This window comes from Aromatoleum buckelii (genome assembly GCF_012910785.2).
Classification (GTDB): Bacteria; Pseudomonadota; Gammaproteobacteria; order Burkholderiales; family Rhodocyclaceae; genus Aromatoleum; species Aromatoleum buckelii.
The window spans coordinates 226,338-248,542 of record NZ_WTVH02000010.1 but is presented as its reverse complement, the minus strand read 5'-3'; the positions used below and the strand labels follow the sequence as shown (position 1 = coordinate 248,542).

At 66.5% G+C, this 22,205-nt stretch carries 25 protein-coding genes; 17 read left to right on the top strand and 8 right to left on the bottom strand.

What is annotated here, in order from left to right:
• Positions 1-17 precede the first annotated feature (17 nt).
• The gene (locus tag GO608_RS11850; RefSeq protein WP_169199078.1) at positions 18-929 is read left to right on the top strand and encodes a metal ABC transporter substrate-binding protein; all 912 of its coding nucleotides are present in this window, start codon (positions 18-20) and stop codon (positions 927-929) included.
• A gap of 19 nt (positions 930-948) precedes the next feature.
• Here GO608_RS11850 and egtB read toward each other — a convergent pair whose 3' ends face one another.
• The 5 genes from egtB to GO608_RS11825 all read right to left on the bottom strand — a co-directional run bounded on the left by egtB (position 949) and on the right by GO608_RS11825 (position 5,078).
• Positions 949-2,250 (bottom strand): ergothioneine biosynthesis protein EgtB, encoded by a 1,302-nt coding sequence (gene egtB / locus GO608_RS11845; protein WP_211159442.1) that lies wholly within the window; start codon positions 2,248-2,250, stop codon positions 949-951.
• Positions 2,251-2,286: 36 nt separating this feature from the next.
• Entirely contained in the window at positions 2,287-3,093 is an 807-nt protein-coding gene (locus GO608_RS11840; protein WP_169199077.1) for a sulfite exporter TauE/SafE family protein, read from the bottom strand.
• A gap of 419 nt (positions 3,094-3,512) precedes the next feature.
• Positions 3,513-3,815: a cell division protein ZapA gene (locus tag GO608_RS11835; protein WP_169199076.1), complete on the bottom strand. Its 303-nt coding sequence runs from the start codon at positions 3,813-3,815 to the stop codon at positions 3,513-3,515.
• A 1-nt stretch (position 3,816) separates the two neighbouring features.
• Complete coding sequence (locus tag GO608_RS11830) at positions 3,817-4,011, bottom strand: hypothetical protein (RefSeq protein WP_169199075.1); 195 nt, start codon at positions 4,009-4,011, stop codon at positions 3,817-3,819.
• Between the two features lie 68 nt (positions 4,012-4,079).
• A complete protein-coding gene (locus GO608_RS11825; protein WP_169199074.1) occupies positions 4,080-5,078 on the bottom strand; it encodes an EAL and HDOD domain-containing protein in 999 nt (332 codons plus the stop codon).
• On the opposite strand from GO608_RS11825, the gene GO608_RS11820 reads away from it, so the two are divergent.
• Complete coding sequence (locus GO608_RS11820; RefSeq protein WP_169199073.1) at positions 5,052-5,399, top strand: hypothetical protein; 348 nt, start codon at positions 5,052-5,054, stop codon at positions 5,397-5,399. The genes GO608_RS11825 and GO608_RS11820 overlap by 27 nt on opposite strands.
• A 163-nt stretch (positions 5,400-5,562) precedes the next feature.
• Here GO608_RS11820 and ilvD read toward each other — a convergent pair whose 3' ends face one another.
• Positions 5,563-7,413 carry a dihydroxy-acid dehydratase gene (gene ilvD / locus GO608_RS11815; protein WP_169199072.1) on the bottom strand — a complete coding sequence of 617 codons (1,851 nt, stop codon included), beginning with the start codon at positions 7,411-7,413 and terminating at the stop codon, positions 5,563-5,565.
• A 165-nt stretch (positions 7,414-7,578) separates the two neighbouring features.
• Here ilvD and GO608_RS11810 point away from each other — a divergent pair, with 165 nt between their 5' ends.
• The 10 genes from GO608_RS11810 to bfr all read left to right on the top strand — a co-directional run bounded on the left by GO608_RS11810 (position 7,579) and on the right by bfr (position 16,342).
• Entirely contained in the window at positions 7,579-8,265 is a 687-nt protein-coding gene (locus tag GO608_RS11810) for a YceH family protein (protein WP_169199071.1), read from the top strand.
• 43 nt (positions 8,266-8,308) lie between these two features.
• Positions 8,309-9,103: a prolipoprotein diacylglyceryl transferase gene (lgt, locus tag GO608_RS11805; RefSeq protein ID WP_169199070.1), complete on the top strand. Its 795-nt coding sequence runs from the start codon at positions 8,309-8,311 to the stop codon at positions 9,101-9,103.
• A gap of 18 nt (positions 9,104-9,121) precedes the next feature.
• The gene (locus tag GO608_RS11800) at positions 9,122-9,505 is read left to right on the top strand and encodes a hypothetical protein (RefSeq protein WP_169199069.1); all 384 of its coding nucleotides are present in this window, start codon (positions 9,122-9,124) and stop codon (positions 9,503-9,505) included.
• A 279-nt stretch (positions 9,506-9,784) separates the two neighbouring features.
• The gene (locus GO608_RS11795) at positions 9,785-11,164 is read left to right on the top strand and encodes a malonyl-CoA decarboxylase (RefSeq protein WP_247003088.1); all 1,380 of its coding nucleotides are present in this window, start codon (positions 9,785-9,787) and stop codon (positions 11,162-11,164) included.
• Positions 11,165-11,176: 12 nt separating this feature from the next.
• On the top strand, positions 11,177-13,624 hold the full coding sequence (locus GO608_RS11790; RefSeq protein ID WP_169199068.1) for an EAL domain-containing protein: 2,448 nt from the start codon (positions 11,177-11,179) through the stop codon (positions 13,622-13,624).
• Positions 13,621-14,847 carry a hypothetical protein gene (locus GO608_RS11785; RefSeq protein WP_169199067.1) on the top strand — a complete coding sequence of 409 codons (1,227 nt, stop codon included), beginning with the start codon at positions 13,621-13,623 and terminating at the stop codon, positions 14,845-14,847. The genes GO608_RS11790 and GO608_RS11785 overlap by 4 nt, the downstream gene beginning before the upstream one ends.
• Before the next feature lie 10 nt (positions 14,848-14,857).
• A complete protein-coding gene (locus GO608_RS11780; RefSeq protein WP_169199066.1) occupies positions 14,858-15,283 on the top strand; it encodes a hypothetical protein in 426 nt (141 codons plus the stop codon).
• Positions 15,284-15,387: 104 nt separating this feature from the next.
• On the top strand, positions 15,388-15,594 hold the full coding sequence (gene hemP, locus GO608_RS19580) for a hemin uptake protein HemP (protein WP_169199065.1): 207 nt from the start codon (positions 15,388-15,390) through the stop codon (positions 15,592-15,594).
• A gap of 44 nt (positions 15,595-15,638) precedes the next feature.
• Positions 15,639-15,869 carry a bacterioferritin-associated ferredoxin gene (locus tag GO608_RS11770; protein ID WP_169199064.1) on the top strand — a complete coding sequence of 77 codons (231 nt, stop codon included), beginning with the start codon at positions 15,639-15,641 and terminating at the stop codon, positions 15,867-15,869.
• Positions 15,866-16,342, top strand: coding sequence for a bacterioferritin (gene bfr, locus GO608_RS11765; RefSeq protein ID WP_169199063.1), 477 nt, complete (start codon positions 15,866-15,868; stop codon positions 16,340-16,342). Before GO608_RS11770 ends, bfr begins: the two co-directional genes overlap by 4 nt.
• A 347-nt stretch (positions 16,343-16,689) precedes the next feature.
• Here the strand turns inward: bfr and GO608_RS11760 are convergent, their stop codons facing one another.
• Complete coding sequence (locus tag GO608_RS11760) at positions 16,690-16,890, bottom strand: hypothetical protein (RefSeq protein ID WP_247003384.1); 201 nt, start codon at positions 16,888-16,890, stop codon at positions 16,690-16,692.
• The gene (locus GO608_RS19515; RefSeq protein WP_281505725.1) at positions 16,887-17,099 is read right to left on the bottom strand and encodes a hypothetical protein; all 213 of its coding nucleotides are present in this window, start codon (positions 17,097-17,099) and stop codon (positions 16,887-16,889) included. The genes GO608_RS11760 and GO608_RS19515 overlap by 4 nt, the downstream gene beginning before the upstream one ends.
• A 209-nt stretch (positions 17,100-17,308) precedes the next feature.
• Between GO608_RS19515 and GO608_RS11750 the strand changes: the two genes are divergently transcribed.
• The 5 genes from GO608_RS11750 (at position 17,309) to GO608_RS11730 (ending at position 22,204) form a co-directional block, all read left to right on the top strand.
• Positions 17,309-17,524 carry an energy transducer TonB gene (locus tag GO608_RS11750; RefSeq protein WP_247003357.1) on the top strand — a complete coding sequence of 72 codons (216 nt, stop codon included), beginning with the start codon at positions 17,309-17,311 and terminating at the stop codon, positions 17,522-17,524.
• Positions 17,525-17,526: 2 nt separating this feature from the next.
• Complete coding sequence (locus GO608_RS11745; protein WP_169199675.1) at positions 17,527-18,300, top strand: MotA/TolQ/ExbB proton channel family protein; 774 nt, start codon at positions 17,527-17,529, stop codon at positions 18,298-18,300.
• Positions 18,300-18,716, top strand: a complete 417-nt coding sequence (locus tag GO608_RS11740) for an ExbD/TolR family protein (protein WP_169199674.1) — start codon at positions 18,300-18,302, stop codon at positions 18,714-18,716. The genes GO608_RS11745 and GO608_RS11740 overlap by 1 nt, the downstream gene beginning before the upstream one ends.
• Before the next feature lie 294 nt (positions 18,717-19,010).
• Positions 19,011-20,222 (top strand): efflux RND transporter periplasmic adaptor subunit, encoded by a 1,212-nt coding sequence (locus GO608_RS11735; RefSeq protein ID WP_343316842.1) that lies wholly within the window; start codon positions 19,011-19,013, stop codon positions 20,220-20,222.
• The gene (locus tag GO608_RS11730; RefSeq protein ID WP_169199672.1) at positions 20,219-22,204 is read left to right on the top strand and encodes a MacB family efflux pump subunit; all 1,986 of its coding nucleotides are present in this window, start codon (positions 20,219-20,221) and stop codon (positions 22,202-22,204) included. Before GO608_RS11735 ends, GO608_RS11730 begins: the two co-directional genes overlap by 4 nt.
• Position 22,205 lies beyond the last annotated feature (1 nt).

Below are 22,205 nucleotides of genomic sequence, written 5' to 3'. Positions count from 1 at the left end.
TCACTGTCACGGAATCGATGAATCCGCTGAAAATCGCCCTCCTCGCCGCGCTTGCGCTCGCTCTTGCACTCGCAGCCCCCGCACTGCACGCCGCGCCGCTCGAAGTGATTGCGAGCTTCAGCATCCTCGGCGACTTCGTCACCCGCGTCGGGGGAGAACGCGTCGTCGTGACGACGCTCGTGGGCGCCGGCGCCGACGCTCACAACTACCAGCCTCGCCCCTCCGACGCCCGCCGCCTCGGCAATGCGCGGCTCATCGTCGCCAACGGCCTCGGCTTCGACGAATGGATCGAGCGCCTGGCGCAATCCGCGGGTTACCGGGGCACGATCCTGATCGCCAGCGCCGGGATCCGGCCGCTCACGGAGGAAGACGAACATCGACATGCCCACGAAAGCGCCGTGGACCCGCACGCGTGGCAGGACGTCTCGAACGCGAGCCGTTACGTCGCGAACATCGCCGAGGCGCTGAGCCAGGCCGATCCGGCTGGCGCGGCGGTTTACCGGCAGAACGCCGCCCGTTACACCGCGGAACTGGAAGCCCTCGACGCGACGATCCGTCGCACGCTGGCGACGGTACCGGCGGAGCGGCGCAAGGTCGTCAGCTCGCACGACGCCTTCGGCTACTTCAGCCACGCCTACGACGTGCGGTTCCTCGCCGCCGCCGGCATCAGCACCCAGTCCGAGCCTTCGGCGGGCGGCATCGCGCAGCTGATCCGCCAGCTGCGGCGCGAGAAAGCGCCTGCCGTGTTCGTCGAGAGCATCAGTGATCCGCGTCTGGCCGAACGCATCAGCCACGAGAGCGGTGCACGGCTCGGCGGGATGCTGTACTCGGACGCACTATCGAACGCCGACGGCCCCGCACCGACCTACCTCGCCATGATGCGCCACAACCTCGAGACGCTGATGAAAGGATTGGCGCCGGCACCGTGAAGGGCTGCCGCGAGGTGTTTCAGTCGCCGTCCTCGGCGAGGCGAAAGCCCTGGAACTGCCAGCGCTCGTGCGGATAGAAGAAATTCCGGTAAGTCGGGCGCACATGGTCGGCAGGCGTCGCGCATGAGCCGCCGCGCAGCACCATCTGACTGCACATGAACTTGCCGTTGTACTCGCCCAGCGCGCCGGCCGCGGCCTGGAAGCCCGGATACGGCAGATACGCCGAGGCGGTGTGTTCCCACACGTCGCCATAGAGCTGGCGCAGGCCTTCACCGGCGTCGGCGACGACAGGATGGAGATGACCCGCCTCGCGGAAGTTTCCGCTCACCGCTCGACCGGCAGCCGCCACTTCCCATTCGGCCTCGCTCGGCAGGCGCCGCCCCGACCACGTCGCGAAGGCGTCCGCTTCATAGTAGCTGACGTGGCAGACCGGTTCGTCCGGATGCACGCGGCGCATCCCGCCGAGCGTGAACTGCCACCATTCGCCTTCGATGCGCTCCCAGTACAGCGGACTGCTCCACTCCGACTGCTTGACCCGCGCCCAGCCGTCCGACAGCCACAGCGCCGGGTTGGCATAGCCGCCGGATTCCATGAAGGCAAGATACTCGCCGTTGGTCACCGGCCGGGACGCCAGCCGGAAAGGGTCGAGCCACACGCGATGGCGCGGACGCTCGTTGTCGTACGCGAATCCTTCGCCGGCATCACCGATTTCGCACAGGCCGCCGCCAAAATCTATCCACTCGAGCGAGCTGCGCGGACGCGCCGGCGCCATCGCCAGATCGGCGCGGTACGCGGGACGCAGGGGATTGACGCTGAAATTGCGCTTGATGTCGGTCAGCAGCAATTCCTGATGCTGTTGTTCGTGGTTCAGCCCGATTTCGAGCCGCTCGAGTATTTCCGGCCACGGCCGATCGCGACGGTCGTCGAGCAGCTCGAGCATGTGGCGATCGACGTGGGCGCGGTAGCGGTAGATTTCCTCGACGGTCGGCCGGGAAAGGAATCCGCGCGCCGCACGCGGGTGGAAAGCGCCGATCTGCTCGTAATAGGAATTGAACAGCACCCGATACGCGGGATCGAACTCGACGTAACCCGGCGAGTATTCGCGCAGGATGAAAGTCTCGAAGAACCAGCTCACGTGAGCCAGGTGCCACTTGGCGGGGCTCGCTTCGTCGGCCGCCTGGATGACGAAATCCTCGGTGCACAATGGTGCAACCAGCGCTTCGCTGTCTGCCCGGATGTCGCGGTATGCACCGACGCATACCTCGCGCAATGCCTCCGGATCCGCGTCGGCCATCTCGCCGACCGCCCGCAATCGCTTCATCCCCGACCTCCCTGCGCCGCCGCAAACCCGCCCGACTCAAAAGAAAATCGCGTGCAGCATCTTCGCGCACAACAGGATCAGCACGCCCGCGAATACCTTCTTCAGCGTTGCGACCGGCAACTGGTGGGCAAGTTTCGCACCGACCGGAGCGGTGAACATGCTCACGCCGCTGACCAGCAGCAACGCCGGCAGGTAGATGAAGCCCAGGCTGTATTCCGGCATTCCCGTACCGTCCCAGCCGTTGACGAGGTAACCCACGGTTCCGGCAAGCGCGATCGGCAACCCGATCGCCGCCGATGTGCCGATGGCGTTATGGACCTTGACGTTGCACCAGGTCATGAACGGCACGGACAACGACCCTCCGCCGATCGCGACGAGGGCGGATACGCCTCCGATCCCTGCCCCGACCGCGCTCATGCCGAGCAATCCGGGCAACTCGCGCGAGGGCTTCGGCTTGACGTTCGCGAGCATCTGCAGCGACACGTAAGCCATGAAGCCGGCGAAGAAAATAGCCAGCGGTTCGGACGCGACCCGGGACGCGATGAAGGTCGCGGCAAAAGTGCCGAGCAGGATTCCCGGAGTGATGCTGCGCACGACGTCCCAGCGCACGGCTCCATGGCGATGGTGGGCGCGCAGACTCGACAGCGAAGTCATCACGATCGCCGCCATCGACGTCCCGAGTGCGAGGTGCACGACGCTATCGACGGCGAAACCCTGGGCGATGAAGAGGCTCGTCAGCACCGGCACCATGATTCCGCCGCCGCCGACGCCGAGCAGGCCGGCAAAGAAACCGACGAACGCACCGAGCGCTAGGTAGCTTAACCACCACACATCGAAAACCATGCTTCCAGTCCTGTCTGCTGGGAATTATTAAGGCGGCAATTAAATGCAACCGTTCGCCCTGAGCCTGTCGAAGGGCATTGGCAGGGCTTCGACAGGCTCAGCCCGAACGGTATTTGCCTGCCGGGTTAATAATGAAAAACGCCCGCACAAAACAAGAGAGGCACGGACCGCGATCCGTGCCTCTCAATTTGGCCCCCCACCTGTTTCGTCTCCGCCGGCATCCTGAACCTGGGGTTCAGGGAGGTCGCTTCCCTTCCGCATCAGGCTCACCCGGCGAGGGGCGTGCACACCTGCGGCATCCATGGTCCGCGACCAAGTCTCTCGACATTGGTCCAAGGAATCTACGACTTCAACGAACAGGCGGGGGATTGATTTTTCAACTCACGCCAAGCTTTTGCCCAACTCGCGCCAAGCCTTTGTCAGAAAAGCTTTTCCCGCTGCGCGAGCACCCCGTCGAGGCGTGCGTTTACGAAATTGATTCTACGCTTCACGGCCTGCATGTCAAACCCGCCGGTACGCTGAAACTGCAAGAATTCGTGGGCGATGTTCAGCGCCGTCATCATCGCGAGCTTCTCCCCCGACGCATGCGTCTTGCCGGCCACGCTGGTGAGTTTTTCGTCCAGATAGGAAACCGCCGCGAGCAGATCTTCCTTGTCTTCCGAGCGACAGGTCACGGAGTAGGCTTTGCCGAGCAACGTGATGTCGAGTGTGTCCGAGGGCATGTCAGGATTCCGGCAATTGTTCGAGCAGCGATTCAAGTTTGCCCGTCGCGAAGCGCACCTTCTCGGCCAGCGCCCGGTTATCGGCCTCCAGCCGGGCAACGCGGGTCCGCAGTTCGCGTATTTCGACCCTGCCTGATTCGTACAGGCCGATCATCTGTTCGAGCTGGTTCTCGAGCTTGTTCAGTTCTGCGTCCATGCGCCGGATGGTAGAGGGCGGTCGCGAGGGGGTCAAGAAGGGCTGTCGGCGTGCCAGCCGAAGCGCAATCAGGCCTCGGCGAGCTGAACCCAGTCGAGCGCCTCGAACTGGAGCCGGGCGAGCGCGCCCGGTTCGAGGCCCAGCACGTCGGCGAAGGACTTCATCCGCTGCGCGTCGCCCTCTTCGAGCGCCAGCGCCAGTTCGAGGTACGGCGCCATGGGCCCGCGCCGGGTGAGGATCGCATCCTGCATCGCCGCCGAGAGCTTGAGCGGCCGGATCGCCTCCTCGATCGGCACTTTCAGCGCCACGTCGAGCAGCGAAAAAAGGCCCAGCACGAACAGCTGCGCAGCCGGATCCCGCTCGCCGCGAAGCGCCCCGAGCAGCTCGAGGAAACGGGCTCGTGTCAGCGCCACTTCGAGCACCGCACCTGTGCCGGGCACGCCGCGCGCGCTCCCGAGCAGCATCATCGAGACCCAGCGCTGCAGCGGCTCGCGACCGAGCAGCACCACTGCCTGCTCGACCGAAGTGATGTGGTGGTTGAGTCCCCATCCGGCCGCATTGACATAACGCAGCAGGCGATAAGCGAGCGCGAGGTCGTGCTTGAGGATCTGGGCGATTTCCTGCGTTTCGACGCCATGATGCAAGCGGGCGAGCAGCGAGGCGAGGCGTGCCGCGTGCGGCGACAGGCTGTTGCCTTTCCAGTCGTCGCGGCGGGTGACGAATCCGCCGGAAAACGCCGAGCATCCAGCGCTGCGCGCGAGTTCGAAGTCGTCGTGGGTGCCGACGTCCCATGCCCACACTGCCACCCCCGATTGTCGCCGCGCGATCGCGCGGGCGAACAGCGAGACCTCCTCGGGCACGCAGAATCCCATGCGGAACACGACCGCATCGGCGACCGGCAGCAGGCTGTCGAGCCACGGCCCGGGGTCGTGGTGGTCGAGCACGACGCGCATTCCCAGCCCCTGCAGCCGTCGCGCACGGCCGATCGTTTCGCTGCCAGCGGCACGGGCGGGGTTCTCGGGCTGGACGAGCAGCGCGACATGCAGCCCGGCGAGGCGTTCCAGCACGGGCTGCTGTGCGAGAAATCCGTCCCAGACGCGTATGCAAAGCTCGCGATTGCGCAAGGTTGCGCCGTGCCGGTAGAGGGCAAGCTGCTCGACGAGCAGCCCGTTGAGGAAATCGCGCGCGCGTCGTCCTGGGGCGCGGATGCGGCCCGCGAGATCCTCGCGCAGTTCGAACGCGTAACCAAGGGGGCACTGGTCGCGATCGAGGACTTCACTGCGACACAGCAATGGCGGAGCCAGAGCGTCCCCGTCTACAGCATCTACAGCAACGTCTTCGTCTACAGCAACGTCATCAGGCGGTGCCGCCAGTCGAACGGCGGCTGACGACACCACGATGGAGTCGGCCAAGGGCGCCGCGACTGTCGGGGGCGGCGCCGCACCGACGAGCGTCGCCGCCGGCCTGCCGCCGACCAGCCGCATCAGCCAGCCGAACAACTCGCCCACCGCAGCATGGCCGCGCCTTTCACCGGATTCCGTCCGCCTCGGGTCAGCGCTGGACTTGCGTGACGTCCCGCACGCCGCCGGTGTCGGCACTGGTCGTCAATGCTGCGTAAGCCTGCAGCGCCGCCGAGACGACGCGTTGGCGCCCTTCCGGCTTCCATGCCTTGGCGCCCTTCGCGTTCATTGCGGCACGGCGCGCGGTCAGCACTTCATCGGGTACGGCGAGGTGGATGCGCCGGTTCGGGATGTCGATCTCGATCGAGTCGCCCTCCTCGACCAGGCCGATTGCGCCGCCGCACGCCGCTTCCGGCGAAACGTGGCCGATCGACAGGCCCGACGTGCCGCCGGAGAAACGCCCGTCGGTCAGCAGCGCGCACTCCTTGCCGAGCCCTTTCGATTTCAGGTAGCTCGTCGGATACAACATCTCCTGCATGCCGGGACCGCCCTTGGGCCCTTCATAGCGGATCACGACGATGTCGCCGGCGACGATTGCATCGCCGAGGATGCCTTCGACGGCCGCTTCCTGGCTCTCGAACACGCGCGCGCGTCCGGTGAAAGTCCAGATCGACTCATCGACTCCGGCGGTCTTGACGATGCAGCCTTTCTCGGCGATGTTGCCGTACAGCACCGCGAGGCCGCCCTCCTGCGTGAACGCGTTGGCCCGATCGCGAATCACGCCGTGCGAACGGTCCATGTCGAGTTCGTTCCAGCGCCGGTTCTGCGAGAACGCGACCTGCGTCGGCACGCCGCCGGGTGCGGCCTTGTAGAACTCGAACACGGCGTTGTCGTGCGCCTGCATGACGTCCCAGCGCGACAGCGCTTCGGCCATCGTCTTGCTGTGCACCGTCGGCAGCTCGGCATGCAGCAGGCCGGCGCGGTTCAGTTCGCCGAGGATCGCCATGATGCCGCCGGCGCGGTGCACGTCCTCGATATGCACGTCGGCGATTGCCGGCGCCACTTTGCACAGGCACGGGACTTTGCGCGAGATGCGGTCGATGTCGGCCATCGTGAAATCCACTCCGGCTTCGCGCGCGGCGGCGAGCAGGTGCAGCACGGTGTTCGTCGAGCCGCCCATCGCGACGTCGAGCGTGATCGCGTTCTCGAACGCCTGGAACGTCGCGATCGAACGCGGCAGCACCGACGCGTCATCCTTTTCGTAGTAGCGGCGCGCCATGTCGACGATGGTGCGGCCGGCGCGCAGGAACAGCTGCTCGCGGTCGGCATGGGTCGCGAGCACCGTGCCGTTGCCCGGCAGCGACAGGCCCAGCGCTTCGGTGAGACAGTTCATCGAGTTCGCGGTGAACATGCCGGAACACGAGCCGCAGGTCGGGCACGCGGAGCGCTCGATCGCATCGACTTCGGCGTCCGAGCAGCTGCTGTCGGCCGCCTTGACCATCGCGTCGACGAGATCGAGCGAGATCACTTTTGCTTCCCACTTGACCTTGCCCGCTTCCATCGGACCGCCGGACACGAAGATCGCCGGGATGTTCAGCCGCAGCGCGGCCATCAGCATGCCGGGAGTGATCTTGTCGCAGTTCGAGATGCACACCAGCGCGTCGGCGGTGTGCGCATTGACCATGTATTCGACGCTGTCGGCGATCAGCTCGCGCGACGGCAGCGAATAGAGCATTCCAGCGTGCCCCATCGCGATGCCGTCGTCGACGGCGATCGTGTTGAATTCCTTTGCCACGCCCCCCGCCGCCTCGATCTCGCGCGCGACCAGCTGGCCGAGGTCTTTCAGGTGCACGTGGCCGGGCACGAACTGCGTGAAACTGTTCGCGATCGCGATGATCGGTTTTTCGAAATCGCCGTCCTTCATGCCGGTGGCGCGCCACAGCGCGCGGGCGCCCGCCATGTTGCGGCCAGCGGTGGAAGTGCGGGAACGGTACTGGGGCATGATGTCCTCGGCTCGGAATTCGGGCGCTCGGCGCTCGTCGGCCTGCGCCACTTCGGGTTCAGGCCTGGAATTCTAACCGAAGCGAAACCTAACCGAAGCGAAACGCCCGTCGGCTATCATTCCCCTCCCGCCGCGGGCACGCCAGCGGCACCGAATGGGAATGCAATGACCGACCATACTCCGGCCGACGCCGATGAAGGCTTCGACCTCGACCTCGCCGAGATCCGCGTCCTCGGCGTGCTGATGGAGAAAGCCTTCGTCACGCCGGACAACTACCCGCTCTCGGTGAATGCGATCGTCACCGGCTCGAACCAGCTCACCGGCCGCGACCCGGTGATGAATCTCACCGAAACCGAAGTCCAGGACGCGCTCGACCGGCTCATCGCGCGCAAGCTCGTGTCGAAGCGCGACCAGGCCGGCGCGCGCGTCGGCAAATACGAGCACCTCGTTCGCCTGCGCCATTCGCTGCCGCCACCCGAACAGGCTGCGCTCGCGACACTGATGCTGCGTGGGGCGCAGACCGCTGGGGAGATCCGTCAGCGCAGCGAACGCATGCATCGCTTCGACGACATCGCGGCCGTGGATAAGGTGCTCGAGCACTTGGGCGAAAAATACCCGCCGATGGTCGCCGCGGTGCCGAAAGCGCCCGGCACGAAGGAGACGCGCTACGCGCATCTGCTGGGCGGCCGGCAGGCTTTCGTGCAGATGGGCGAAGCCGTCGCGAGCGGGTACGCGGCAGGGGGTGCGGTGCGCGGGCGGACATCGGAACTCGAAGAGGAAGTGCGGCGCCTGCGCGACGAGCTCGATCTTTTGCGCAGCGAGTTCGAGAAATTCCGCTCGCAGTTCGAATGAGCGGCGCGCTCCCGTCCATCAGACTCCTTTGCGCTCACCGCCCATGCTGATCCATCCCCAGTTCGACCCCGTCGCATTTTCCGTCGGCCCGCTGTCGGTGCGCTGGTACGGCCTGATGTACCTGATCGCGTTCGTGCTGTTCATGACGCTCGGCCGCGTGCACGCGCGGCGGCGCCCCGAGCTGGGCTGGAACGCGCAGCAGCTCGACGACCTGCTGCTGTATGGGATGCTCGGCGTCGTGCTCGGCGGGCGGCTCGGCGAAGTGCTGTTTTTCCAACCCGCGTATTACCTCAGCCACCCCACGGAGATCCTCGCGATCTGGAAAGGCGGGATGAGTTTCCACGGGGGCTTTCTCGGCGTGCTCGTCGCAATGTGGCTGTATGGACGCCGCAGCGGCAAGGGTTTCTGGCAGGTGACCGATTTCATCGCGCCGCTCGTACCGACCGGGCTTGCCGCAGGGCGCCTGGGCAATTTCATCAATGGCGAACTGTGGGGCCGGCCGGTCGAGACCGACGTCCCATGGGCGATGGTGTATCCGTGGGTCGACGCGCTCCCCCGCCATCCGTCGCAGCTTTATCAGGTGGCCGGCGAAGGCCTGCTGCTGTTCGCGATCCTGTGGGTCTATTCGGCCCGCCCGCGGCCGCTGAAGGCGGTCTCCGCGATGTTCCTGATCGGTTACGGAACACTGCGCTTCGCAGCCGAGTTCTTCCGCACGCCGGATCCCGGAATATTCGGCACCCTGTCGCTCGGGCTGTCGACGGCCCAGTGGTTGTGCGTGCCGATGATCGCCGTCGGTATCGGGTTGCTCGCGTCGGCTCGGGCGAAGCCGGCGTATTGACCGGTTTCCGCACTCGCTGTGTCGTCCGTCGCCCCCGCCAGCGCCGCGAGTGCTGCGGGCAACCTGGCGCAGGTCGCGACGACATCGGCGCCGAGCGCCGACGCAGCGCGGGCAGGCATCGAGTCGAACGACGGCACGATCGAAACGATGCATGCATCCGGTGCGACGCGGCGCAATAACCCGATCAATCTTGCCGGCTCGTTCGCCGTGACGCGCCAGTCGAGCACCGTGACGTCGGGCCGGACGCTGAAATACAGCTTCAGCGCCCGGCTTTCGGCATCGGCCCTGGCGACGAGATCGAACAGCGGCGAGTTCAGCAGGAAGTCGTCGAGGCGCTCGCAGCAGCGCTCTCGCGGAGCCGCCAACATGACGCGCAGCGGCCGCCCGGGAAAGGTTTGTTGACGGTGGGGGTATCGGAGCAGCGGAAGCATTCGGGCTCGTCCCGGAAATATTTCGGCCGATCTTGCCACAGACCTGATCTTGATGACATTGGGAATTCCATGCAGCATCGGGCGGACTCGGCGAGATCCCGCAGGAGGAATCCGCGACCGGATGGAAGCGGCGGGAGGAACGTCATCTCCGTTCATCGAGGCACTGCGCCTTGTCATACCTGACACACTTCGTCACATTTACAGACTATGATCCTCTCATTGCAAGAGGAGCGACTTTAGGAGACATGACGTGGCATCCGGACTTGTTTCTCGCAGCCTGTCAAAAGTGCGCGCGATGGTCACCGGAGCAGGAGGGAAAAACGGCGAGCCGTCGGAAAAAGTGCTCGCGCGCATCCGGCGGCAACTGAAGGAGTGCGCCGAAGGACTGGGCGGCGAAGTGTCGACGCGGCTGCGCGCAGGACGTCTCGCCGAAACCTATCTGAGCCTCGACGATGCGGGACGGATCGCATTCCTGCGCATGATCGCGCTCGAGTTCGGCCCCGATCCGGAAAAAATCGCGAAAGCGCACGAAGCGTATCAGGCCGCCGTGGGGACGGAGCGCCAATGGGACGCCGAAGCGCAGCTGCGCGCCGCGATGCGCTCGTCGCGGATCCGCATCCTGACCCAGTTCAACGCGATCCCGCAGGGCGTGAAGTTCCTCGTCGACCTGCGCGCGGACCTGCTTCGCTTCCTCGAGCAACACAAGGAACTCAAGTCGCTCGACCGCGAACTCGAAGCGCGCCTGACGGCATGGTTCGACGTCGGCTTTCTCGAGCTCACGCGCCTCACGTGGAACTCCCCTGCCGCGCTGCTCGAGAAAATCGTCCAGTACGAGGCGGTGCATGAAATCCAGTCGTGGCGGGACCTGAAAAACCGGCTCGGCTCCGACCGTCGCTGCTACGCATTCTTCCACCCACGCATGCCGCAGGAGCCGCTGATCTTCGTCGAAGTCGCGCTGATGGAGGAACTCGCCGACAACGTGCAGAAACTTCTCGACGAAAACGCTCCGGCAGCCGACACGGGTCGCGCGACCACTGCGATCTTCTATTCGATCAGCGCTACCCAGGAAGGGCTGCGAGGGGTGTCCTTCGGCAATTTCCTGCTCAAGCGCGTCCTCGACGATCTCAAGCGCGACTTCCCGAAACTCGACACTTTCGCCACGCTTTCGCCGATCCCGGGATTGGTGCGCTGGGCTTCGAAGCACCCGGACAAAGTCGCCGCAGCGTTCACGGAGGCCGACTGGAAGCGCCTGGCCGCGATCGGTATCGAGAGTCCGGACTCGGAGCGGCTCAAGCCGGTACTGGCCGGGAGCCACGAATGGGTCGCCGACCGGCCCTTGGCGCGCGCGCTGCGCGATCCGCTGCTGCGGGTCGCTGCCGCTTACCTGCTCAGCGGCCGGCGAGACAGCAAGGCCATCGATCCGGTCGCCCGCTTCCATCTGGGCAACGGCGCCCGCATCGAGCGGCTGAACTGGCTCGCAGACACTTCGGACAAGGGACTCGACCAGTCGTGGGGGATCATGGTCAATTATCTCTATGACCCCGACCGCATCGTGACGAACGTCGAGACTTTCGCCGCCAGCGGGGAAATCGACGCGGCGGCGGGCGTCAAGCGGCTTGCGCGGCGCTGACGGCGAGGGACCGTGAAGTTTCCTTTCCGCAGCACGTCTATCCGTGTCCGCCTGCTGCTGGCCAGCACGGTCGTCCAGGTCCTGCTGCTGACGCTGCTGCTCGCCAACAGCGTGCGGCTGATGAACGACGCAACCTCCGCGAGCCTCGACACCCTCATCGACCAGAACGCGACGATGCTCCACGCGATGGCGATCGCATACGGCGACCAGCGCCAGTTCGATGTGCTGCAGGACGTGCTGGGGGAATTGCTCGACGAAGCAGAGGAAGGCCTTGTCTATGTGCGCATCGGCACTGCGGACGGCCGCCCCCTTGTCAGCGCCGGGATGCCCGGGATGGCCAGGCTGCCACCCGACAACTCGGACGTCGCTGACGGCAGCCATCCCAGCGAGCTGATCCACGTGCGCCGGCCGCTGCTGCTCGAACGCAACGAAATCGGCTTCCTGCAGTTCGGCGTGTCGGTGTCGGTGCTCGCGGCGGCGCGCAAGGCGATCACCGAGCAGGGCGGGATGATCGCGCTGGTCGAGATCCTGCTGACTTTCGCGCTGTTGTCGGGCATCGGTTTCCTGCTCACCCGCAAGCTGAGCCGCCTCTTGGCGGGCAGCCAGGCGATCGCCGAGGGGCGGCTCGACCACCGCCTGCCGGAGGACGGCCACGACGAGCTCGCGCGGCTTTCCCAGCATTTCAACGTCATGGCGGCGAACCTGCAGGACCGGATCGGCGAACTGCAGGACACGGCGGCGCGGCTCAAAGCCAGCGAGCAGCGGTACGAACTCGCGATCCAGGGCGCCCACGACGGACTGTGGGACTGGGACATCGCCGCCGGATCGGTGTATTGCTCGCCGCGCTGCTGCGAGATTGCCGGACTTTCGGCCGACCGCCCGCTGCAGTCGCCCGCCGACATCCTCGGCGCAATCCACCCGCTCGATGTATCGACATACCGCAACAAGCTGGTCGAGCACCTGAAAGGAAACAGCACCCAGTTCAAGGCGGAATACCGCATGCGCCAGCACGACGGCAGCTATTGCTGGGTCATGAAGCGCGGCGTCGCGCTGCGCGGCGCCGATGGCCGCGCGTTCCGCATGGCGGGATCGATCAGCGACATCCACCTGCACAAGCTGGCGCAGATGCAGCTCCAGTTCGATGCCCTCCACGACCGGCTGACGGGATTGCCGAATCGTGCGCTGTTCCTCGAGCATGTGCGCAGCGCGCTCGGCCAGCAGCAGCGGCGCGCCGACCGTTTCGGCTTTGCCGTGCTCGCGATCGACCTCGAACGCTTTCGCCTCGTCAATGACAGCTTCGGCCACGCCGCAGGGGACGAGCTGCTGAAGAAAGTGGCGGAGGCGATCCGGGCGACGCTGCGCCAGGGCGACGTCGCTGCGCGCGTCGGCGGCGACCAGTTCGCGCTGCTGCTAAATGGCATCGACGATCCGGCCGAATCGCTGCGCCTTGTCGAAGCGCTGCGCGAGAACCTCACGCAGCCGACGTCGCTCGCCGGCCACACGCTGTACCCGAAATGCCGCGTCGGCATCGCCTTGAGCACCGACCACGACGACGGCGAAGCCCTGCTGCGCGACGCCGACAACGCCCTGCAGCAGGCGCGCGAAGGGGGCTGTGAGAGCCGCGTGGCGATGTTCCATGCGTCGATGCATACCCACGCGCTGCAGAGCCTGCGGCTCGAAGGCGAACTGCGCATGGCGCTGCGCAGCGGCGGGCTGGCCGTGTATTTCCAGCCGATCGTCGCACTCGCCAATGGCAGCATCAGCAGTTTCGAAGCGCTGGTGCGCTGGCCCCATCCCACCGAAGGGATGCTGGCGCCGAACCTGTTCATTCCGCTCGCCGAAACCCTCGGCCTGATCCACGAACTCGACATGCTCGTGCTCAGACACGCTTGCGAGCACCTCCTGCAGTGGCAGCGCAGGGCCAACGGCGAACCGGTCCCGCGCGTCAGCGTCAATCTTTCCGCGTTGCAGTTTTCCCGCCCCGATCTCGCGGGCGAGATCATCGCCGAAGTGCACCGTCACGGCTTGTCCCCCGGCCTGCTGCGCGTCGAAGTCACCGAAAGCGTCCTTGCCGAGACGTCCGGCCCGGCGACTCAGGTGCTGCAACGCCTGCGCGACATCGGCATGTCGGTGCTGATCGACGATTTCGGTACCGGCTACTCGGCGCTGAGCTATCTGCACACTATCCCGTGCGACATCGTGAAGCTCGACGGTTCGTTCGTCCGCAGCCTCGAGCACGACGAGCGCCTGCGCAAGATCGTCGCGCGAAGCATCGAGCTCGCGCACGATCTGGGCATCCGTGTAGTCGCCGAATGCATCGAAACGCCCGAGCAGGACGCGCTACTGCGGGCGATGGGATGCGACTACGGGCAGGGCTACCACTATTCGCGCCCGCTGGACCCTTTAGCGGCCGAACAATTGCTGTACGGCGCTTCGACGGTAACCGAGCCCTCCACATGATCTTCCGTCCCCTGCATTGCGCACGCGTCCTCATGCTGCTGATGCTGTTCGCGGCCTTCCGTGCGCCGGACAGCGCCGCGGCCGACGCGCTAAAACCCGAATTCTCGGGTTTCGCGACGCTCGGCGCCGTGACCACCGACCGCGACGACATGTGGTTCATGCGCTACGGCGTCAACTACCCCGGCAGCAACGATCCCGATTTCAGCCCCGACTCGCTGCTGGGTCTGCAGGCGAGCCTGCGGCTTCTGGCCGACAACGACGTCACGCTGCAGGCTCTCGTCATGGAGGACGGGAGGAACAGCTACGACCCGCGGGTCACGCTCGCTTTCTTCCGCCAGACGCTCGCGCCGGGCCTGTCGGTACGCGTGGGCCGGGTCCGCGCGCCGTTCTTCATGCTGTCGGATTCGCTCTACGTGAACTACGCGAATCCCTGGGTGCGCCCGCCCGTCGAAGTGTACGGGCTCAATCCGTTCAACGACCTCGACGGCGTCGATTTCATCTACCACGCCCGGATCGGCGACCTGGACGCCGAAATCCACCCTTATTACGGCCGCAGCACGATCCCGTTTCCGCAGGGCAAGGCTCGCCTCGAGGCGAGCCGGGGCATCAATCTGGTACTGACGCAGGGCAGCTTTTCCCTGCACTTCGGCCACACTCGCGCGCAGCTCGAGATCGAATATCGCGACCCTCAGCATGTAGCGCTTGCCGCGGACCTCGATGCGGCCGGCTTGGGCAGCGTGAGGAGCGAGCTGGCGGGCGGCGACGGCAGGGCGAGCTTCGATTCAGCCGGGCTGCAATGGGACGACGGTCGTTGGCTGGTCAGCGGGGAATACGTACGCCGACGAGCCGATCGCTACGTGACGAGTTCGAGTGCGTGGTACGTGAGCGTCGGCAGGCGCTTCGGCGCCTTCACGCCTTACGTCTCATTCGCCCGCCAGATCCTCGACGAGCCCATCGCTCGTGTGGCGCTCCCCGCGTCCTTCGCGGCGCTCGAGGCTGACTGGAAAGCCTATCTGACCTCGCGCAACAACGCCCAAGGCAGCATTACCACCGGAGGGCGCTGGGATCTCTCCCCGACTGCCGCGCTCAAGGCGGAATTCACTCACGCCCGTCTGGACCGCAACGCGTGGGGGTCCTACTTCCCGCGCGGCAACGTGCAGACCAATCCGATCGGGGGACACACCGCGAACACGTTCAGCCTGTCGCTCGATGTGACTTTCTGAGGCGACCCACGTGAAACGGCTCCCCTCCGGAATCCTCGTCGCGGCGGCCCTGATGCTGTTCGCCCCGCTCGCCGTCGCGCAGATCCTCATCGTCACCGGCGCGCGCGGCGCAATCGGTGAATTGTCACGACAGCAAGCCGAGCAGTTGTACCTCGGGCGCACGCGCAGCCTGCCCGACGGGACGCCGGTCACCCTTGCGGACCTGCCGGCAGGCAGCGTGCGGGACCGCTTCTACGAGCAGCTCACCGGCAAGAACCCGAGCCAGATCCGCGCCTACTGGTCGCGCATGGTCTTCACCGGCCGCGCGCTGCCGCCTCAGCAAGTCGGAAACGTCCGCGAACTCGGCGCGCTCCTCATGGCCAACCCGAACGTCATCGGCTACCTCCCCGCCGCCGACGCCGATTCCCGCATGAAAGTGCTGCTCGAACTTCCCTGAGCGCCACGCTGCCTGCCCTCCATTCGAATCACGACCGCAAAGACGCTTGACCGATCCGGCAGGCAATGTTGTAATGCGAATCGTTCCTATTCGTTATATGAAACATGCCAAACGATCTCCTCCTCCCGCCGCGAGCCACGCACCGCCCTCCGGTCGAGGGTGCCTCGCGGGGAAGCGCGATGGAACAGCACTCGCAGCCGATCCCGAGCACTCAGCTGTTGCTCGGGCGCCCAAGCGTGACGATCGACCATGACGGAATGCATTACGTCCTGCGCGCGACCCGCGCAGGGAAACTTATCCTGACAAAGTGATCCCGCGCCAAGCGGGCGAACAAACGGAATAACGAGGCTAGACTATGTACGTCTGCGTCTGCAACGCGGTAACGGATCGTCACATCGAACAGGCAGTTAGCGAAGGGGCATCGACCTTGCGCGAGCTGCGCACGAAACTCGGCGTGGCGAGCGAGTGCGGCCGCTGCGCGACGTGCGCCCGTGATTGCCTGCGTTCCGCGCTGGCAGACCAGACCGCGACTCCGGCTCCCGCCAGCGTCGCGTCCTCGTTCTCGTTTGCCGCGGAGGCCCTATGAAAGGCGACGTCAAAGTCATCCAGTTCCTCAACAAACAGCTGACCAGCGAGCTGACCGCCGTCAACCAGTATTTTCTGCATGCCCGCATGTACAAGAACTGGGGGTTCGAGCGGCTCGGTCATCACGAGTACGAAGAATCGATCGAGGAAATGAAGCACGCCGACAAGCTCATCGGGCGCGTGCTGTTTCTCGAAGGGCTACCGAACCTGCAGAACCTGAACAAGCTCCTGGTCGGCGAAAACGTCCCCGAGTGCCTGGAAGGAGACCTGAAGCTCGAAGTGGCGGCGCGGACCGACCTCATCGAGATGATCGCGTACTGTGAAACCTGTCAGGACTATGTTTCGCGCGAACTGTTCGAGGAACTCCTCGAAAATACCGAAGAGCATATCGACTACCTCGAAACGCAGCTGGAGCTGATCGGCAAAGTGGGCCTGCAGAATTATCTGCAGTCACAGATGGAAAGCTCCAGCTAGGCGTCGTCGCCGGGTCGGGCGCGTCACGCCGCGCCCCTGCACCCGGCTGCCACTTTCCCCTCCACTTCACACCGACTTCCAGCCACTCCCGCCCGTTCTCGCGCAGAACCCGCCAGGCATCGCACCCCGACACGAACAGGCGAACATGAACCAACCGATTTCCCCGCTCCGCGGCACGATTCCGCTGCCCGCAGCCTTTGCCGCGCGTCGCGTCGCGCTCTACCTCGTCGTCACCGCTGTGGCAATCGACCGTCTTCTCGGATGACCCCTGAGTTGCCTGCAGGCCCAGCCGATGCCCCCGCAGGCCGCGCGAACCAGACCCGATGAATCTCCCGCATAGCCTTTCTTCAGATTCGTTCCTCGACCGCCAGAATGCGGCGCCGCGGGGTGCCGCGTCTACTGCGCCACGTCCGGCAACGTCCCGCCCGAGCATCGCACGCGAGTCGCGCCTGCCCGCCGGAGCCCGCAACCGGCGCGAGCGTCGCCTGATGCTCGTGCTCGTCGCGCTCGCGCACGCCGCCGCAGCGATCGGATTCGCGCGATTTCAACCGGCTCCCGCCGAAGCGCCGCTGCCGCCGATCGCCGTCTCGCTGATCGAGCCTCCCGTCGCAGTGCCGACACCCGAACCGCCGGCTCCCGCGCCACCGGCTCCCGTGCCGCCGCCGAAACTGGAAGTCAGCAAGCCGGCGCCCCCGAAACCGGCGCCACGCCGCGTCCGGCCGGCACCCACAAAAGTCGCGCCGCCGGTCCCGCTCACGCAGGCGCCTACCGCGGTCAGCCGCGAAGAGCCGCCGCCTGCGCCCGCTGCACCCGTCGCCGAAACGCCCCCACCGCCCGTCGAGGCGCCCGCCACACCCCGCCCCTTCCCGCGCAGCCGAATCCCACCCGGCCGAAACCGTCGCGGCACGCTTCGACGCCGCCTACCTGAACAACCCGGTACCCGCGTACCCGCCGCTGTCGCGCAGGATGCGCGAGGAAGGCAAAGTCCTGTTGCGCGTCTTCGTGACAGGCGAAGGCTTGCCGGGCAAGATCGAACTTTCCGCCAGCTCGGGCTCGGCGCGCCTCGACGCCGCCGCACGCAACGCCGTGTCCGGCTGGCGCTTCGTGCCGGCGAAGCAGGACGGACGCAATATCGACGCTTGGGTCGTCGTGCCGATCATTTTCAAACTCGAAGGAATGTGAACATGCCTAGCGACACTTTCGGTCTCGCGCACCTGTGGGGCCAATCCGATCTCATCATCAAGCTCGTCGCCTTCGCGCTCGTCGTCATGTCGGTCGCAAGCTGGTACTTGATCCTGGTCCGCAGCGTGCGCCAGTTCCGCGCCCGCCGCTTCGACAACGCCGTCGAAGCATTCTGGAACGCTCCGCATCTCGACGAAGGCCTCGCGCGGCTGTCCGGTGCGGCGCCCGATTCGCCGTTCGAAGCGCTCGCCCGCCAAGGCGCGGCCGCCGCCGAACATCTGCGCCGCCACACGCACGACGACACGCTGGGCGGCAAGCTCGACGCCGACGAGTTCGTCACGCGCGCGATGCGCAAGTCGATCGCACTGTCGACGGCGCAACTCGAGTCGGGCCTCACGGTGCTCGCGTCGATCGGCTCGACCGCGCCTTTCGTCGGCCTGTTCGGCACGGTGTGGGGCATCTACCACGCGCTGATCGGCATCAGCACGTCGGGGATGGCGACGCTCGACAAGGTCGCCGGCCCGGTCGGCGAGGCGCTGATCATGACCGCGTTCGGCCTGTTCGTCGCGATCCCGGCGGTGCTCGCGTTCAACGCGTTCACCCGCGCGAACCGCCTCGAGCTCTCCGAACTCGACGCTTTCGCGCACGACCTGCACGCCTGGTTCACGACCGGCACGCGGCTGGCGAGCGCCCCGACCGGCGACGTCACCGCAGGCGCGAATCCGCGCAGCGCGGCGCCGGTCAAGCTGCGCGTGCCGACACCGGGAGCCGCATGATGGCTTTCGGCGGATTCAGCCAGGAAGGCCGCGGCGCGCCGATGAGCGAGATCAACATGGTGCCGCTGATCGACGTCATGCTGGTGCTGCTGATCGTGTTCATGATCACCGCCCCGCTGCTGACCCATGCGGTCAAGATCGACCTGCCGAATGCGGCCAGCGCCGCGGCGAATGAGAAGCCCGAAACGGTGACGCTGGCGATCGACGAAGCCGGCACGCTGTACTGGAACGACCACCGGATCAGCGACGCCGAGCTGCAGGCCCGCTTCGCCGAAGCCGCGGCGAACCCAGTGCAGCCGGAGCTGCACCTGCGCGCGGACCGCGAGACGCGCTACCAGAAGCTCGCCGAAGTGATGTCGGCGGCGCGCCTCGCCGGCATCCAGAAAATGGGCTTCGTCACCGTTCCCGAGAACTGATCCGCAGGCGCGGCGGCGTCCACATCCACGTCGCCGCCTGCCCGCACCTCCCGGCCGCCGTCCGCGCGGCCTCACGCACCGGCGTCGCGGCAAGCGCCATGGGGTGATCGCCCGCTCCGCCCGGGGCGCGGGAACCCCTGCCTGCAATACGATACAAAGCAGCGACATGCCTTCCCGTATTCTTCGGGCTGCAATCCTTATCGAATACGCGGCACACTGCGCGCAGGCAACTCCAGTCCGGTCACCGACATGAATCCCTCCGCACCTTCCCCGAAGCGACGCTGGCGTCGCACCGTGATCGCCTTACTCAGTCTCGCACTGCTCGGCGCAGGAGCTTACTTCGCCTGGTCGAAATACCTCGCGAAACCCGACGAAGCGTCCGCTTACCAGCTCGCGAGCGTCTCACGCGGCGACATCGAGGACGTCGTCACCGCGACCGGCATGCTGCAGCCGCGCGACTATGTCGATGTCGGTGCGCAGGTGTCCGGGCAGTTGAAGAAAATCCACGTCGAAGTCGGCTCCGAAGTGAAAGCCGGCGAGCTGCTCGCCGAGATCGACCCGATCGTGCTGCAGAGCCGCGTCGATGCGACGCGCGCGCAGCTGCGCAACCTGCGGGCACAGCTGATGCAGCGCGAATCCGACCGGCGACTCGCCGACCTGCAGCTGCGGCGCCAGCGCAACCTGATGGCGGAAGACGCGACGACCGCGGACGCGCTGCAGACGGCCGAAGCGACGCAGCTCGGCGCACAGGCGCAGGTCGAAGCGCTCAAGGCGCAGATCGACCAGACCGAATCGAACCTGCGTGCCGACGAGGCGAACCTCAACTACGCGCGCATTTATGCGCCGATCACCGGCACCGTCGTGTCGATCACCGCGCGCCAGGGCCAGACGCTGATCGCGAGCCAGCAGGCGCCGGTGATCCTGCGCGTCGCCGATCTGTCGACGATGACCGTGCAGACGCAGGTTTCCGAAGCCGACGTGAGCCGTCTCACGCTCGGCATGGACGCCTACTTCACGACGCTCGGCGGCGAAGGGCGCCGCTGGCACGGGACGCTGCGCAAGATCGAGCCGACGCCGGTCGTGCAGAACAACGTCGTGCTCTACAACGCGCTGTTCGACGTGTCGAATCCCGAGCAGGCGCTGATGACGCAGATGACGGCGCAAGTGTTCTTCGTCGTCGCCGCGGCGCGCGATGCGCTGCTGGTGCCGATGTCGGCATTCTCCACACCAGCGGCGCAGCGTGCCACGCGCACGGCTGCCGGCGGCGGAGAAGCCCGCCCGGCGCGCCCGCGCGCCCCGACCAGCGACACCGCCGGCCCGCGCCATCGCACCATCCGGGTCGCGGCGGCCGACGGCACGCTGCAGGAGCGGCGCGTCGAAGTCGGAGTCAGCAATCGCGTCCAGGCCCAGGTGCTGTCCGGCCTCGAGGAAGGCGACCGCGTCGTCTCCGGCGCGGCGCTGCGCACCGACGCGCCCGCTGCCGCGCGACGCACGCCAAGGCTATGAAAACCGAGCCGTTCATCGGCGCGCTGGGCGCCGAGCCGAAAGTCGGTCCGTCCGCGGGCACGCCGCTGATCGAACTGTCCGGCGTGACGAAAACGTTCCGCAACGCCGAGCTCACCGTCGAGGTGCTGCACGGCATCGACCTGACAATCCTGCCGGGCGAATTCGTCGCGATCGTCGGCAGCTCGGGGTCGGGAAAATCGACGCTGATGAACATCCTCGGCTGCCTCGACCGCCCGACGAGCGGCAGCTACCGCTTCATGGGCCGCGACGTCGCAGCGTTCGATCGCGACGACCTCGCGCGGCTACGGCGCGAGACGTTCGGCTTCGTGTTCCAGAGCTACCATCTGATCGGTGGCGCTAGCGCGCGCGAAAACGTCGAAGTCCCGGCGGTCTATTCGGGCATGCCACCGGCCGAACGCCACGCGCGCGCCACCGGACTGCTCGCGTCGCTCGGCCTGGGCGAGCGCATCGAACACCGGCCGAACCAGCTCTCCGGCGGCCAGCAGCAGCGCGTGTCGATCGCGCGGGCGCTGATGAACGGCGGTCGCGTGATCCTCGCCGACGAACCGACCGGCGCGCTCGACAGCAAGAGCGGCGCCGAAGTCATGCAGCTGCTCAACACGCTGTCCGCCGACGGCCACACGATCATCCTGATCACGCACGAGCGCGAAGTCGCCGAGCAGGCCCGGCGCATCATCGAGATCCGCGACGGCCACATCGTCGCCGACCCCGGCCCCCATCCGCGCCCCGGCGTCGAGCCCGACTTCGCGCCGCACGTCGACCGCAGCTCGCCGCTGTCCGACATCGTCGAAGCCGCGCGCACTGCGTTGCGGGCGCTGCGCGCAAACATCTTTCGTGCCGCGCTGACGCTCCTCGGCATCGTCATCGGCGTCGCGGCGGTCATCGCGATGCTCGCGATCGGCGACGGCGCGAAGCAGGATGTCGTCGATCGCATCAGCTCGATGGGGACCAACCTGCTGACGGTGCGCCCCGGTGCGCCGAACCAGCGCGGCCGCGACACGGCGACGCTCGTGCTCGACGACGTGCGTGCGATCGCCGACCTGCCCAACGTCCTCGCCGCAGTTCCCGAGCAAAGCTCGACGGTGACGATCCGCTCCGGCAACGCCGACCACCGGACTTCGGCGAACGCGACGGGCGCCGACTTCACGCTCGCGCGCGCCTGGCCGATCGCCCGCGGCACGTTCTTCAGCGCCGCCGACGAACGCAGCTATGCGACGGTTGCCGTCCTCGGCCAGACGGTCGCGAAAGCGCTGTTCGGCGACGCCGATCCGGTCGGCGAGTTCGTGCTCATCAACAGCATCATGTTCCAGGTGCTCGGTGTCATGGGCCCGCAGGGCGCGACGCCGTGGGGCACCGATCAGGACGACGTGATCTTCGTGCCGTACTCGACCGGCAGCCTGCGGCTGTTCGGTCAGCGCCACCTGCGCAGCGCAACGGTCGCGGTCGAGGACGTCGCCGCCATCGACGACACGCAGGCGGCGGTGCACGAGCTGTTGCAGGCACGCCACGGCGGCATCGAGGACTTCCAGATCCGCAACATGGCGTCGGTCATCGAGAGCGTGTCCGAAACGCAGAACACGCTGACAGTGCTGCTCGGCACCGTCGCCGCGATCTCGCTGCTGGTCGGTGGCATCGGCGTCATGAACATCATGCTGGTGTCGGTCACCGAGCGCACCCGCGAGATCGGCATCCGCATGGCGACCGGCGCGCGGATGAAGAACATCCTGCAGCAGTTCCTCATCGAGGCGCTCGTCGTCTCGGCGCTCGGCGGCGTCATCGGCGTCGTCGTCGGCTTGGGCGCAGCGGCGATCATCGAAGCTTTCGACACGCCGATCGTCTACTCGCTGCCGCCGGTGCTGCTCGCGTTCGGCTGCGCCTTCGCGACCGGCCTCGTCTTCGGCTACCTGCCGGCACGCAAGGCAGCCCGCCTCGATCCGGTCGTCGCGCTCGCTTCGGAATGAC

Coding starts and splice junctions, on each gene's coding strand:
- GO608_RS11850 (WP_169199078.1), top strand. CDS start 18: ATGAATCCGCTGAAAATCGCCCTCCTCGCCGCGCTTGCGCTCGCTCTT.
- egtB (WP_211159442.1), bottom strand. CDS start 2,250: ATGAAGCGATTGCGGGCGGTCGGCGAGATGGCCGACGCGGATCCGGAG.
- GO608_RS11840 (WP_169199077.1), bottom strand. CDS start 3,093: ATGGTTTTCGATGTGTGGTGGTTAAGCTACCTAGCGCTCGGTGCGTTC.
- GO608_RS11835 (WP_169199076.1), bottom strand. CDS start 3,815: ATGCCCTCGGACACACTCGACATCACGTTGCTCGGCAAAGCCTACTCC.
- GO608_RS11830 (WP_169199075.1), bottom strand. CDS start 4,011: ATGGACGCAGAACTGAACAAGCTCGAGAACCAGCTCGAACAGATGATC.
- GO608_RS11820 (WP_169199073.1), top strand. CDS start 5,052: ATGCAGCCCGGCGAGGCGTTCCAGCACGGGCTGCTGTGCGAGAAATCC.
- ilvD (WP_169199072.1), bottom strand. CDS start 7,413: ATGCCCCAGTACCGTTCCCGCACTTCCACCGCTGGCCGCAACATGGCG.
- GO608_RS11810 (WP_169199071.1), top strand. CDS start 7,579: ATGACCGACCATACTCCGGCCGACGCCGATGAAGGCTTCGACCTCGAC.
- lgt (WP_169199070.1), top strand. CDS start 8,309: ATGCTGATCCATCCCCAGTTCGACCCCGTCGCATTTTCCGTCGGCCCG.
- GO608_RS11785 (WP_169199067.1), top strand. CDS start 13,621: ATGATCTTCCGTCCCCTGCATTGCGCACGCGTCCTCATGCTGCTGATG.
- hemP (WP_169199065.1), top strand. CDS start 15,388: ATGCCAAACGATCTCCTCCTCCCGCCGCGAGCCACGCACCGCCCTCCG.
- GO608_RS11770 (WP_169199064.1), top strand. CDS start 15,639: ATGTACGTCTGCGTCTGCAACGCGGTAACGGATCGTCACATCGAACAG.
- bfr (WP_169199063.1), top strand. CDS start 15,866: ATGAAAGGCGACGTCAAAGTCATCCAGTTCCTCAACAAACAGCTGACC.
- GO608_RS11750 (WP_247003357.1), top strand. CDS start 17,309: ATGCGCGAGGAAGGCAAAGTCCTGTTGCGCGTCTTCGTGACAGGCGAA.
- GO608_RS11745 (WP_169199675.1), top strand. CDS start 17,527: ATGCCTAGCGACACTTTCGGTCTCGCGCACCTGTGGGGCCAATCCGAT.
- GO608_RS11740 (WP_169199674.1), top strand. CDS start 18,300: ATGGCTTTCGGCGGATTCAGCCAGGAAGGCCGCGGCGCGCCGATGAGC.
- GO608_RS11730 (WP_169199672.1), top strand. CDS start 20,219: ATGAAAACCGAGCCGTTCATCGGCGCGCTGGGCGCCGAGCCGAAAGTC.